We start from the raw sequence: 13,176 nt of genomic DNA, 5'->3' as shown, positions 1-13,176 counted from the left end.
CCTATTTGAACCACGGCAGGTAGACGGTCGCGGAAGATTGGAGGACGGGGCCAATGTGTAGCGGATTCCCGATGGCCGGGCTTGGCAAGCGGCGAGCGACCGCCGGTGAGCCGGCTTCTAAGATCCACAACTCCGCGGTATGCTTTCACAATGCTTGAGCCGCCGGGGGAGCCCAAGGACCGCACCTCGGTCGAGTTGTTCGCCGGCGGCGGAGGGCTGGCGATGGCGGTCCATCGAGCTGGCTTCCGTCCCCTCCTGGTCAACGAACTCGTCAAGTGGGCCTGCAAGACACTGGAGGCTAACAAGGCGAAGCTCCGCGGCGATGAGGAGTTCATACCTCGGGCCGGGCGGGCGTGGCCGTTGGTTCCCGGGGACGTGCGGGAGATCAAATTCGACTATCTGTGGGATCAGGTCGACCTGCTTGCCGGTGGGCCGCCGTGTCAGCCGTTCAGCCTTGGCGGGGTCGCTAAGGGCGACGAGGACGGGCGGAACATGTTCCCTGAGATGTTCCGAGCAATCCGGGAAATCCAGCCTAAGGCCGTCATTTGCGAGAACGTTCAAGGCTTGCTGCGCCCGTCGTTCCGGCCCTATTTCGATTACATCGAGCGAGAGCTTGCCCTACCTTTCGAGCAGCGCGAAGAAGGGGCCAGTTGGCGAGAGCACGACGCCGTTCTCCAAGCGCGTCTCTCGGAAGGCCCAAGCGATCCGAAGAAGCGGTACAAGGTCGTGACCACTCGGGTGAACGCGGCCGACTATGGGGTACCGCAGACACGCAACCGGATCATTATTGTCGCCTTCCGATGCGACCTTGAAGTCGACTTGACGCGGTTCAAGGAGTCCATCGCGCCGACTCACTCCGAAGCCGCACTCGTTCGCTCCATTCAGGACGGCTTGTATTGGCGGAGGCACCCGGAAGTGCCGCACCATGTCCGCGAGCAGGTAGAGTCGCGCCTCCCGAAGTGGATTCCCCTCGACGACGGAAGGCTTCCCTGGTTGACCCTGCGCGACGCGCTCAAGGAGGAGATCGACCGGCGACGGCCGCTACCACCGGTTTCCTGGGACAAGCTTGACCGTCGTGAGTACGAGCTTGGTGGCGTGCTCGACCACATTGGTTGGCCGGACGCGCGCATCTATCGAGGTCACACTCCGAATGAGCTGGATCGGCCCGCGAAGACTGTAAAGGCGGGAGTGCACGGGGTTCCGGGCGGCGAGTCGGTAATGCTCACCGACGACTTGCTCTCCGAGCCGACCGCTGATAGTTCGCTGAGGTACCGCCATCGGTATATGACGGTTCGGGAGGTCGCGCGGGTGATGACCTTCCCCGATAGCTGGGTCCTTAAAGGGCCTAGAGGTGAGCAGATGCGCCAGCTCGGGAACGCGGTCCCGGTGCGGATGGGCGAGTTCTTCGCACGTGCCATCGCTGCGGCGCTGGACGAGGCTGAAAGTCGACGATGACTGGCGGCGAAGGGCGAGTCGACCGCGTATGGGCCGATACGCTACCTCCTGAGCAGGCTTGGAAAGGCCGTAAGGGACGCAGCCGGCGAGCGGTAGCGGCGGAACAGGACCGAGCCGCCGGAGGCCCTGATCGCCGGTGGGTTGATCTCGACGGTGGCCGTCAGGCACGCGCCTCGGTGGAGCTGAAGCTTCTGCCGAAGACCCGACGGCTCAGAGCGTATCTTCGCTGGTCGGATCGCGGCCGCTCGCCGAGTAGGTACCTGGGAGAAGTTGGCAAGGCCACCCGTGCTATGAACCTGGCGGAGGGTTGGCGATTGGCGCAGGAGAGGAGTTTAGTCGCTCCGCCCGCACCGGTCCCGGGGTCCTGGGCCAAGTCGCGAGCCGTACGATTGTCGATGCAGGGCAATAAGGGCTGGAACACCGAGCCGGAGCGCCAACTGCGCTCCATCCTGTTCCAGAGCGGACTCCGATATCGGGTAAACACGCGGCCCTTGAAGGAGCTGCGCCGCACCGCAGACGTCGTGTTCCCTGGTGCGAAGGTTGCTGTCTTCGTCGACGGGTGCTACTGGCATGGCTGCCCCGATCACTATCGGCCAGCCCGGGACAACGAGCAGTTCTGGCACACCAAGATTGATGGCAACAAGGCGCGCGACGCTGAGACGGATCAGCTGCTCGCGGAGGGCGGGTGGCAGTCGATCCGGGTTTGGGAACACGAAGAGCCGCAAACGGCGGCGGTGCGGGTGATCGCCGCTGTTCGGGCAGCCCGAGGACGTACCGCAGATCCTCAATAGACGCTCTGTTCCAATATCTCGGGTCGTCGATATCATTCTTTGTTGAGGTCGACGATAAGCACCCATCCGCGGTTATCGGTGCAACAGCTTTCGAGGTGCTCAAGCGGTGGCGCCAGCAATGGCAGACGAGTGTGGCGGGCGGGCTCGTTGACAGCCTGCGGGTCTAGCTATGCGGCTAGCCTGTGACCAGACCATTGACTACAGGCAGAAGCACCTCCTGGACCTGCAGGAGATGATCTATACCGATGCACTGCCGGGACAGCGGGCAATGGTAAGTGATTAGTTGTTGATAGGTGAGAGCTCCGGCGGCAACCAGGGCTGGTCCGAGGACCACGCCAGAATGGCGATCATTCGCACGTTGGTGAGCCGGCTAGCTGCCTCGACGACAAGGCGATCTCGGTATCGGCCAGCGACCTCACGAAGGATCGCGAGTCCGCCCCGGGCCCCAAACAAGATCCCGTCGGTATGCCACCCAGTAGGGTACGCCGTGGTGCAGCCTGACGCCCTTGCAGCCACCCGAGGTCCCGTTCAGCTCAAAGGGGGACTGGTCCAACGGGTCCGAATTGATATCCGAATCTTCGTTTGCTTGCGTGGCGGCGTCGCCGGTCGCCCCAGAGGGCTCATCGGTGTCGTCCGGCCTGCGGTCGTCGTCGCCTCGACGTACTCCTGCTCATGACTGATCACCGGCCGGTTCGCCCAAACGAACGGACTCGCTCATAACAGCCGGATCGAGCGCAGCGCCTCGACGACCACGCCCCAGCGTCCCGGCCCGTTCATCGGGTTCAGCGGCTTCCCGTCAGCGACGACCACGCCGGCACCCCGCAGCACCGCCAGGTGACCCGCGTACGCCGGATGCGCGGCCAGCTCCGCCTTGACGTGCGGAAACGCAATGATCGGCAGTCCCGCCCCCAGTGACTCGTTGAGGACGCCAAGCGCCAGCGTGTCGTTGATGCCCAGCGCCCACTTCGTCACCGTGTTGAACGTGACCGGCGCCGCCAGCACAACATCAGCAGGCGGGTGCGGCTCCGGGTCGCCGGGCATCCGCCACTCCACGCGTACCAGAAAGCCGGTCTTGTCTTGCAACGCCTGACGGTCGAGCCATGGCGCGGCAGTGGGGCTGACGATCATGCACACCCGCCACCCGTCGGCGATCAACAGGTCGACCAGTTCGTCGATGTGTTCCGCCGGACCGGCGGCGCAGACGACCAGATACAGCACCGGGCGCTCCGTCATGCCCGCAGTCTGCCCGATCCGGCCCACGCGCAGGCGCGCGGCTGTGGACTGGGCCGTCCCCCGCCTCTCAAACTCTGACGCTCACGTCGTCGCTACGGATCAACTGCCCAGCGCCGATGAAGCGACGCGCAACTAGCAGGCCGGCCTCGTGTGCGGGTTGTCCGCCATGGCTGGCGGACGCATCGGTCACGATCCACGGTATGAGGTCGCGTTCGAAGGCGTCAACCGCTGACTTGAGCACGCAACTCTCCGTCGCGACGCCGCAGAACACCAGGTCGGTCCACCCCTCCTGTTCCGTCAAGGCAGCGCCTTCGAAGGAGAAGTACGAGTAAATCTTCTTGTCAATCACCGCTCGGGCGCGGCTCGCGTGCTGCCCCAGCTCGGGCACGATCTCTGTCTCGGGTGGGTGCTGTACCGAGGTCCAATGGATCAGTCGCTCGAATGGGCTACCGGGGTAGTTGTGGTAGCGAGTGAACACCACCGGCCGCCCGGTCGCCTCCCAGCGCTCGACCAGCTCAACGACCTTCGGTATGACGCCTCGGCTGCGGTCGTTGATGAAGCCGTTCTGCACGTCGATGACGATCAGGGCAGCACGCTTCTCGCTCATGCGTCGACTCTGCCACTCAATGCGGCGGTCTCGCGAAGGGCAGCCTGGGCCTGCATCAGACGTTCCGGGAGGCCGCTCGTTGAGAGCGCCGCCTCGCGCATCATGCAGTGCTGGGAGGTCTCGCGTGCCCTGGCCGTCGTCAACCGCGAGTGAGCAGCACGGAGGAAGCGCCAGCCGAACTCGGGTGGCATTGCCGGGTCTCGTCCATCCTCGACCTGAAGTTGGATGTGACGGCAGTAGGCCCAGAGCATCTGCACGTCGACCTCACAGGACACGAGGTCGTCAACCATGAGGGCCTGTTCGGGGGAGAGCGCGTAGTAGGCCATACCGGCCCAACTGGCGTAGCCCACGGAAAGTCCGTGCACGCCGAAGGACTGAATTGACGGCTGATCGAAGCCTTGGGCTAGCAGGCGGCGTTCGACGTGGTCGCCGACTGGTTCGGGAGAAGGCTTTGCTCGCCGGTTGACCAGTACCGACGGCAGGCTCATGAGGCGTAGGGCGGTCTCCAGGTTGGCACCGGTCCAGCCGGGCTCTTGCAGGACATACATCGACAGGACGTATTCGGGGACGGCGTGATCAGAGGGCGGGGTGGGCGCGAGTAGCCGCGCAACTTGATCGGCAGCCCAAAGCAAGTCCTGCTCGTAACTGGCGTACCGCCATGCGGCGAGCGCGGCCAATGTGCGGAAGTGCAGCTCCTGCCTGAGATGCAGCACCACGACACCGCAGGCGAAGACGTGAGCTGTGCAGGTCCCTTCTGTATGAGGCACTTCAGCGATCGAGACCGCCAGCCACTCGTGTGATCGCGGGTGGAAGTCGTCCTGCGCAAGCAGCTTCGCAGCCGCCGACACACCCACGTATGCCGGAATGAACTTGTGCGACTGGACCCGGTAGCGAGCGCCGACGCGGTCGTCGTAGGAATGAGACCTGCTGGTGGCAGCGACGAAGCGATCTGCCGCCTCACCTGTGGCTCTGCTCAGCGCGGTGTCGAGCGCGGCCTGCATTTCCGGCCGAGGCCGCACTGTGTCTCGGCCGGCTTCCCATTTGGAGACCGTCCGCTCACTAACACCGAGGTCCTCCGCGAAGTCGCGAATGCTCAAGCGGAGTGCTTGCCGTAGCGCACGGGTCTCGCGACCTGTCCACGCCTGGACAGTAGGCAAGGTCTCGCCCCCGATCGCGCCGTGGCCGCTGCAGGCAGCTTAACCACTTCGATGCAGCACAGGTACCGCCTAAGTGCAGCGAGTAGTCATGTCGCGGTATCGGCTGCTTGAACAGGATGGACGCATGGCCCGGGGCGGGTGCTCGGCCTCGGAGTTGCGCCGGCCCTCAACGGCGCAGCGCCTCCCGCCCCGGTGCCAGCCAACGAGTCGACTTGGAGCCGGCATGCCCACCGTGAACGACGACGACCGGCCGGCTCGCGTGGGTCTGGCCGCCGCCTGGGAGTCGGTCGACGTGCGGGCCGCCGCGGACTTCTGGTGCACTGTCGAAGACCGCCGAGCTGGGCTGCTCCCGCAGCGGGACGCGCCGCTGTTCTTCACCGCGTTGGGCCGCTTCCTGGTCGACGGCGACGACCCGGCGGGTCGGGCGGCGCTGCTCCGGGTGCTCGGCCGCGCGTACCGTCACTTCGACCTGCTCCCGCACGCCACCACCATCGCCGACGCGTTGCTCGCCACCGTCGCCCGCCATGCGCGCCCACTGTGGACGCCGCAGCTCACCGTCACCGCCGAGCGCGCCCTGTACCGCGCCACGCACGCCATCCGCCGCGCCGCCGCCCAGGCCGGCGACGGCCGGGCCTGGTGGCACGTCGAGGTCATCGGCCATGACCGGCCGTCGTCCGACATCGCCATCCTGACGGTACGTCCCTGGCGGCGACTGCCCTTCCAGCCAGGTCAGGCCGTGCCGGTCTGCACGCCGCGCCTGCCGGGTCACTGGCGCTGGCTCTCGCCGGCCAACGCCCCACGCGCGGACGGCACCGTCGAGCTGCACGTCCGCGCGGTACCCGCCGGCACCGTCTCCCACCGCCTGGTCCATCGGGTACGCCCCGGCGAGCTGCTCTGGCTCGGCCCACCCGTCGACACCGGGCTGAGCCTCGATCCGGCGAGCACGAGCGATCTGCTGCTCGTGGCCGGTGGCACCGGGCTGGCGCCACTGCGCGCCCTGGTCGAGCAGGTCGCCGCCGCACCGGACGGCCGGCGGGTGACGCTGATCGTCGGCGCGCGCACCTTCACCGACCTGTACGACCCGATCGCCCTCGACACGTTGCAGTGCGCCCACGACTGGCTGACCGTCGTGCCGGCCCTCTCCGACGACCCCTGCGCCGAGCCGGCCGAGCAGGGTGACGCCCTGGCCATCGCCCTCGACCATCACCAGCCGGATCAGGAGATCTACCTCTGCGGTCCACCCGCGATGCTGGCCGCCGCGCGGTCACGGCTGCGCGCCCTCGGCATCCCCTCCGCGCGCATCCACCTGCCCAGGGGCTTCACCTGCTGATGGTGTGCCGGTGGCGGTCACCGCGCCGGTTCGGTGGCGAGCCGCGGCTCAGCGCCCAGAGCGCCCGAGGTTCGGGGGTGATGTGGCGAGGAGCGTGATGTCTGTGAGTCATCACGATGACTGACAGACATCACGCTCGTCAGGACAAGGCCACCCAGACCCGGGGCACGCGGGTCGGCGAGCGTGTGGTCGGGTGGGGTCAGGAGTAGGTGTCGCCGAACTCGCGTACCCCGTCGACGTCCAGCGTGATCCGGTCGTTCGAGGTCCACTGGCCGGTTGCGGCGAGCCAGCTCGGGTCGTCGCGCTCGTCGATGGTGCTCCAACTGTGCCGGTGGTGCCGGAGCTGGATCGGCCCGGTCGACTGGCCCGGCGCGAGCGTGCCGTCGGTGAAGGTCAGCTCCACCCAGCCGGGGACCGGCGTGCCCGGCGGGGGATAAGGCGGCGCCGGCGTCGACAGCACGGACGGCCCACCCGGGGGTACGAAGAACTGCACGGTCTGCTGGATCCGGTCACAACCCAGCGCGGCCCAGTCGCAGTTGGGCACCAGCGAGGTGTTGCCGCCCTCGAAGCGCAGGTGGTAGCGCACCTGCACGGCGCTCAGGTCGAGCGGCCCGGTGCCGGTGTTGGTCACCTTCAGGAGGTGCTGGATCTGGTTGTTCGTCGGTGACCAGTCGAGGTTGAGGTAGCTGACCGTCGCGCGGCCGCTGGCGGTCCGCACCGTGGTGGTGGGCGAGGTGTCCGAGTAGCCGCCGAGCGCGCGGGCGGCGATCGCGATCCGGTACGTCGTGCCGGGTGCCAGGTCGGTCAGCGTGATCGTGGTGTCCATGGTGGCGCCGAGGAAGCGGTACGTGTTCGGCCCCAGCGGCACCTGCACCTCATAGTTGATCGGCTGCCCCGTGCCGGGTTCGACCCAGGCGGAGGGTGCCCAGCTCAGCGTGAGCTGATGCGGTTCGTTGGCGACCACGGTCGGGGCGCCGGGGGTGCTGATCGCGGGTCCGTCGGCACGGGCGGCATTGACGGCGAGCAGGCTCGCCAACGCGGCGAGGGCGATGGTGGCGGTGACGCGGCGAGCAGGCATGGCCGAATGGTATGCATGACTATCGATGTCAGGGCATCGTCCGTCAGTCCAGTGCTGCCAAGAGCGATTCCAGTCCGTTACGCGACGTAGTCGGTTTGGAGATAACGCCTGGTCAGGGGGCTACCTAGCGTCAACCCGTCATCACGAACGGCCTCGACGTCGGCGTCGCACCTGCCGCCCCGTCCGGCCTCAGACGGGAGAGAACTATGCGTACTCAGAACACCGGCCGGCGGTTCGGCGCTCGGGCGTCCGTACTCGTGCTCGGTCTTGTCGCGACCGGAGCGGTGCTCGCCCCGGCGAGCCCGGCCGCCGCCGCGGTCCCCGGCCTGGTGCGGATCGCCGCCACCAGCGTCAGCAGCTCGGCCGACTACCACAGCGTCACGGCGACCTGCCCGGTCGGCAAGGTGCTGACCGGCACCGGCTACGAACTCAACGGCGTCACCGGTGAGGGCGTCGTCGACGACCTGCGCCCCAACGGTGGCCCGGCCACCGCCCCGACCGCCGTGACCGTCGGCGCCTACGAGACCGAGGCGTTCGCGGGCAACTGGTCGGTGACGGCGTACGCGATCTGCGCCAACCCGGTGCCCGGCCTGGTCCGGGTCACCACCGCCGGCGTCAGCAGCTCGGCGGACTACCGCAGCGTCACGGCGACCTGCCCGGCCGGCAAGGTGCTGACCGGCACCGGCTACGAGCTCAACGGCGTCACCGGTGAGGGTGTCGTCGACGACTTCCGCCCCAACGGGGGCCCGGCCACCGCCCCGACCGCGGTCACCGTCGGCGCGTACGAGTCGGACGCCACCGCCCTGAACTGGTCCGCCACCGCGTACGCGATCTGCGCCAACCCCCTCGCGGGCCTGGTCCGCGCCTCCACCGTGGGGGTCAGCAACTCCCTCGACTTCCGCAGCGTCACGGCGACCTGCCCGGCCGGCAAGGTGCTGACCGGCGCCGGCTACGAGCTGAACGGGGTGACCGGCGAGGGCATCGTGGACGACTTCCGCCCCAACGGCGGCCCCGCGACCGCCCCGACGTCCGCCGCTTCCGGCGCGTACGAGGAGGACGCCTTCGCCGGCAACTGGTCCGACACGGCGTACGCCATCTGCGCCCTGCCGTAACGCCGCTCCGCGGTGGCCGTCCCGGAACAGGGGCGGCCACCGCCCGGACGCCCGGCTAGCGGGTGGCGCGGAGGCGGGTGTCGAGGGTGTCGAGGTCGGGGACGAACCAGATCTGCCCGCCCTGGTTCGACTCGTGCACCAGCGCGCGCAACGCTGAACTCTCCGCGAGCTGCGCCGAGATGTCACCGACGACGGCCAGCCGCACCCGGTAGTTGACGAACTTCTGCATGACGTCGCCGGCGAAACGGGTGCCCAGCGAGAAGAAGCGTTCGTCGAGTCGGGTGGCCGGCACGGCGACCACCTGGGCACCGAGGAACGCCGCGCCGATCAGGTCCAGCGCGTCCTGCTCGGTGGCCACCGGCGGGCCGTCGGGGTCGCAGACCAGCACGGGCACTCCGGCGCGTTCCTGGATCTCGTCAGGCATCGTGGACCTCCCGGTCGAGCAGGCCGTTGTCGGCGTTGAGCACGGCGTCGAGCAGGTGCAGCAACTCGGCGGTGGCGGCCGGGTCACCCAGGATGATGATCTTCATGCGGTGGCGTTGCTCGTCGTAGACGGTCTGCACCCGCAGTGGGCTGGCCTGATCGTGGCCGGTGTTGGCGCTGGTGAGCACGAGCGTGCCGAGCCGGTCGGCGGCGGCTCTGTCGACACCGTCGACACCGACGATGCTCGACACCTCCGCCTGCCTGGCGACGCCGGGCGCGGTCGGGGTCTGGCCGGTGAGCGCGTCGAGGTCGCCGGCGGTGATCCGGTACTGCTTACCGATCCGCACCGCGCGCAACCGGCCCGAGCGGATGTAACCGCGCACGGTGCGCACATGCAGGTTGAGCCGGTCGGCCACCTGCTCGACTGAGTACACTTCTTCCGTCATCGCTCCCTACTCTACCCCAATAGGGAAGTATAAGGAGTGATGAGGTCGACTCGTTTGCGGCATCAGCTCCAAAGGCTCCGAACCCCCATCCGAGCCGGCCAGGCCCGCGAGGCGTTCCGCCGGTTAACCCGCTCGCCCTGTCGGAGGAGTCCAGTACCGTCTGGGAACCATGGACGCGCTCGGCGACGCCATCATCGGGCGGGATCACCCCGCGGGTCTGCTGCGCGCCGAGCTGGATCGCGCCACCACCAGCCACGGCGGTCTCGCCCTGGTCACCGGCGAGCCGGGCATCGGCAAAACGACCCTCGTCACATCGGCGGCCCGGGAGGCACGTCAGCGGGGCGCGCTGGTGCTCGGCGCCGCCTGCTGGGACTCCGACAGCGCCCCCGGCTACTGGCCGTGGCTGCAGGTGCTGCGCGCTCTGCGGCGCTCCGCCGACGACTGGGCGGTGGCGCGGCAGTCCGCCGAGCCGGCCCTCGCGGCCCTGCTCGGTCAGTCCGACGCCGACGGCGAGCAGGCCGCTTGCCTCGTCGGTTGGGCGGACGTCCCCCCGGGCCCGGACGCCGCCGACCAGGAGGCGTTCGCCCTCTACGACGCGGTGACCGCCGCCCTGGTCGCCGTCTCCCAGCACCGGCCGGTGGTGGTCGTCCTCGACGACCTGCACTGGGCCGACCCGGCCTCACTGCGGTTGCTGAGCTTCGCCGCCCAGCACACCTGGTTCGAACGACTCCTGCTGATCGGCACCTACCGCGACGCCGAGGTCGAGTCGGGCGAGCACCCCCTTCGCCCGCTGCTGATGCCGCTGGTGGCGAAGGCCACCACCATCACCCTCACCGGTTTCAGCCGCGACGAGGTGGCCGCACTGATGACCCGGACCGCCGGCCGGGAGCCCGAGGCCAGCCTCGTCGACGAGGTGCACCGGCGTACCGGCGGCAACCCGTTCTTCGTCGAGCAGACCGCGCGGCTGTGGCACGCCGACGACGCGGTCGGCACCATCGCACCCGGCGTACGGGAGGCGGTGCGCCGCCGCCTCGCCCAACTGCCCGCCGCCGTGGTGGAGGCGCTGACCGTCGCCGCCGTACTGGGTCGCGAGTTCCACCGTCAGGTCCTCGCGGCCTGCGCGGCCGCACCCGCGGCGCAGGTCGACCGGCTGCTCGACCGGGCGGTGACCGCCCGCCTGGTGGTCGCCCGGGGCGGTGGCCGCTTCGCCTTCGCCCACGACCTGGTCCGCGAAACCCTCTACGACGGGCTGACCGACGACGACCGGCGGGCCCGGCACGGCGCGGTCGTCCGGGCGGTCGACGACCTGCGGGAGCTGACCGATCGGCTGGTCCCCGCCGACCTCGCCCGCCACGCCTACCTCGCCGGCCCCGCGCTCGACCGGGCCCGGGTGGCCACGCTGCTGCTGGCCGCCGGCCGGGCCGCGTTCGCCCGGCTGGCGGGAGACGAGGCGGCACTGCACTTCCGCCGAGCCCTCGAAGTGGTCGAGGACCCAACCCAACGGGTGCGGATCCTCGTCGAGTTCGCCGAGTCGCACTACCACCACACCGAGCGGGAAGAGGTCACGAGGCTGCTGGCCGAGGCCGCCGAGCTGGCCCGGTCACTCGACGACCCGGTGCTGCTGGCCCGGGTCGCGCTCATCGTCAACCGCGCCCGGCAGGTGGACACCGCCCAGTCGACCGAAGCGGCGGAGCTGGTCCGCGAGGCGTACCGCCGGTTGATCAGCGAACCGGACGCGACCGCGCCGGTCGGCGCCCTGGTCGCCGACCTGATCACCGCCAGCGAGACGATCGCCCGCCGGGGGCAGGACGACGAGGCGCTCACCTTCAGCCTCTGGGCCCGCCACGACACGACCTGGGGGCTCGGCACCGCCGCGACCCGAGCCGCGCTCACCGCCGAGATCCGGGACGTGGCCCGGCGGACCGGCGACCGGGAAACCGAGCTGTGGGCCACCTCGCTGCGCTGGGTGGCACTGCTGGAGCTGGGCGACCCGCGCTTCGTCGAGGAATTCGTCTCCTTCGTGGACGCCGAACGGGAGGGCGACTTCGCCCGGCACCGGATGGCGGCGGCGGTCGACAGCGGGATCATCGCGGCGTTCCGGGGCGACTTCGCCACGGCCGACGAGCGGTTCACCCTCCTCACCGACCAGGCCGACCCGAGCTACGCCGAGTTCGGCTTCATGGGCCATCACCTGCGCTGGTCCCGGCTACTGCTCCAGGGCCGGGTCACCGAGGCCGCCACACTCGTGGAGGGGCTCGCCCCGACCGACTACCCATACCGGGAGCTGCTGCGAGCGATAACCGCCGCGGAGCGTGGCGACGGCGAGGCGGTGATCCGGTTGACCGCCGGTATCGAGGCCACCGCCACCCGGTACCCGCGCCCGGTGTCACCGCTCTGGCTCCGACTCCGCGCTCAGGCCGCCGCCGCGTCCGCCGACCCGCAGCGGTGTGATGCCGCGCGGGCCGCGCTCACTCCGTACCGTGGGGAGTGGTTGGTGGGGCTCTTCGGCTGCGACATCAGCGGCCCCGTCGACCACTGGCTGGCGTTGATCGACGCCGCCCAGCAGCGCTGGGACGACGCCATCGCCGGGTTCACCACCGCCCGGGACTCCGCCGACCGGATGGGCTCCCGAACCTGGTCGCTGCTGGCCCGCACCGGCCTCGCGAACGCCCTCGCCGGCCGGGGGCACCCCGGCGACTCGACGACGTCCGCCGCGGTGCGCGCCGTCGCCATCCAGGAGGCGACCGCCCTCGGCATGACGCAGGTGCTCCACCGGCTCGCCGCCCCGACAGCCCTCGACACCGACCGCCCGGACCGGGCCGTCGCGGCAGGTCGAGCCGCGGAGTCAGATCAGGCCGTCTCGCTGGGTCAGATTGCCGGGTGGGGCCGGGCCGTCGGGTCGGGTCAGGTTGTCCCGCCCGGTCGCGCCGCGCCGGGCGGGGCCGCGTTCAAGGGGTACGAGTTTCGGCGCGACGGGCAGGTCTGGCAACTGGCGTACGACAGTGTCGTGGCGCACCTGCCCGACGCCAAGGGCCTGCAAGACCTGCACCTGCTGCTCAGCCGGCCCGGCAGTGACGTGCCGGCCGTCGAACTGCTCGACCCGGCGGCCGGGCCGGAGCTGTTGGCCGCCCGGCGAATGGGCGCCGATCCGGTCCTCGACGACGAGGCGAAGGCACGCTACCGGCGGCACCTGGCCCGTCTCGACGAAGAGATCGACCGGGCCGCCGCCCGCGACGACGACCGAAAGGTGTCCAAGCTGGACGCCGAGCGAATCGCGTTGCTCGACGAGCTGCGTGCCGCGGCGGGCCTCGCCGGCCGAAGCCGTCGCCTGGGCGACGAGGCCGAGCGGGCGCGCAAGACGGTGACGGCGCGAATCCGCGACACGCTCCGCAAGCTCGACGACCGGCACCCGACCCTGGCGAGTCACCTGCGCGAAACAGTCTCCACCGGCACCACCTGCCGCTACCAACCCCCCACCCCGCTGCCCTGGCACCTCTAACCCACCCCCACCCCAACCCCCAGCCCCCCTCGACCCACCCCCACC

At 69.5% G+C, this 13,176-nt stretch carries 11 protein-coding genes; 5 read left to right on the top strand and 6 right to left on the bottom strand.

Annotated features, from left to right (window positions below; all coding sequences use genetic code 11):
- The first annotated feature begins 150 nt into the window (after positions 1-150).
- Both ACZ6NZ_RS19250 and ACZ6NZ_RS19245 read left to right on the top strand, forming a co-directional pair.
- Positions 151-1,455 (top strand): DNA cytosine methyltransferase, encoded by a 1,305-nt coding sequence (locus tag ACZ6NZ_RS19250; protein ID WP_465859379.1) that lies wholly within the window; start codon positions 151-153, stop codon positions 1,453-1,455.
- Between the two features lie 395 nt (positions 1,456-1,850).
- Positions 1,851-2,246, top strand: a complete 396-nt coding sequence (locus ACZ6NZ_RS19245) for a very short patch repair endonuclease (protein WP_465859378.1) — start codon at positions 1,851-1,853, stop codon at positions 2,244-2,246.
- Positions 2,247-2,960: 714 nt separating this feature from the next.
- On the opposite strand, the gene ACZ6NZ_RS19240 is transcribed toward ACZ6NZ_RS19245, so the two are convergent.
- The 3 genes from ACZ6NZ_RS19240 to ACZ6NZ_RS19230 all read right to left on the bottom strand — a co-directional run bounded on the left by ACZ6NZ_RS19240 (position 2,961) and on the right by ACZ6NZ_RS19230 (position 5,243).
- On the bottom strand, positions 2,961-3,479 hold the full coding sequence (locus tag ACZ6NZ_RS19240; protein ID WP_465859377.1) for a flavoprotein: 519 nt from the start codon (positions 3,477-3,479) through the stop codon (positions 2,961-2,963).
- 67 nt (positions 3,480-3,546) lie between these two features.
- Positions 3,547-4,086 carry a cysteine hydrolase family protein gene (locus ACZ6NZ_RS19235; protein ID WP_465859376.1) on the bottom strand — a complete coding sequence of 180 codons (540 nt, stop codon included), beginning with the start codon at positions 4,084-4,086 and terminating at the stop codon, positions 3,547-3,549.
- On the bottom strand, positions 4,083-5,243 hold the full coding sequence (locus ACZ6NZ_RS19230) for a helix-turn-helix domain-containing protein (RefSeq protein WP_465859375.1): 1,161 nt from the start codon (positions 5,241-5,243) through the stop codon (positions 4,083-4,085). The genes ACZ6NZ_RS19235 and ACZ6NZ_RS19230 overlap by 4 nt, the downstream gene beginning before the upstream one ends.
- A 223-nt stretch (positions 5,244-5,466) precedes the next feature.
- Here ACZ6NZ_RS19230 and ACZ6NZ_RS19225 point away from each other — a divergent pair, with 223 nt between their 5' ends.
- Positions 5,467-6,573, top strand: a complete 1,107-nt coding sequence (locus ACZ6NZ_RS19225) for an FAD-binding oxidoreductase (RefSeq protein WP_465859374.1) — start codon at positions 5,467-5,469, stop codon at positions 6,571-6,573.
- Between the two features lie 199 nt (positions 6,574-6,772).
- On the opposite strand, the gene ACZ6NZ_RS19220 is transcribed toward ACZ6NZ_RS19225, so the two are convergent.
- Positions 6,773-7,651: a fibronectin type III domain-containing protein gene (locus ACZ6NZ_RS19220; protein WP_465859373.1), complete on the bottom strand. Its 879-nt coding sequence runs from the start codon at positions 7,649-7,651 to the stop codon at positions 6,773-6,775.
- 206 nt (positions 7,652-7,857) lie between these two features.
- On the opposite strand from ACZ6NZ_RS19220, the gene ACZ6NZ_RS19215 reads away from it, so the two are divergent.
- Complete coding sequence (locus ACZ6NZ_RS19215; RefSeq protein WP_465859372.1) at positions 7,858-8,763, top strand: hypothetical protein; 906 nt, start codon at positions 7,858-7,860, stop codon at positions 8,761-8,763.
- A 55-nt stretch (positions 8,764-8,818) separates the two neighbouring features.
- Here ACZ6NZ_RS19215 and ACZ6NZ_RS19210 read toward each other — a convergent pair whose 3' ends face one another.
- On the bottom strand, positions 8,819-9,187 hold the full coding sequence (locus ACZ6NZ_RS19210) for a DUF4180 domain-containing protein (RefSeq protein ID WP_465859371.1): 369 nt from the start codon (positions 9,185-9,187) through the stop codon (positions 8,819-8,821).
- Positions 9,180-9,632 (bottom strand): helix-turn-helix domain-containing protein, encoded by a 453-nt coding sequence (locus ACZ6NZ_RS19205; protein ID WP_465859370.1) that lies wholly within the window; start codon positions 9,630-9,632, stop codon positions 9,180-9,182. Before ACZ6NZ_RS19205 ends, ACZ6NZ_RS19210 begins: the two co-directional genes overlap by 8 nt.
- A gap of 169 nt (positions 9,633-9,801) precedes the next feature.
- Between ACZ6NZ_RS19205 and ACZ6NZ_RS19200 the strand changes: the two genes are divergently transcribed.
- Positions 9,802-13,131: an ATP-binding protein gene (locus ACZ6NZ_RS19200; RefSeq protein ID WP_465859369.1), complete on the top strand. Its 3,330-nt coding sequence runs from the start codon at positions 9,802-9,804 to the stop codon at positions 13,129-13,131.
- Positions 13,132-13,176: the final 45 nt, after the last annotated feature.

The sequence above is a fragment of the Micromonospora sp. NPDC047756 genome (assembly GCF_055587245.1).
This window is presented reverse-complemented; position numbering and strand designations above follow the sequence as displayed.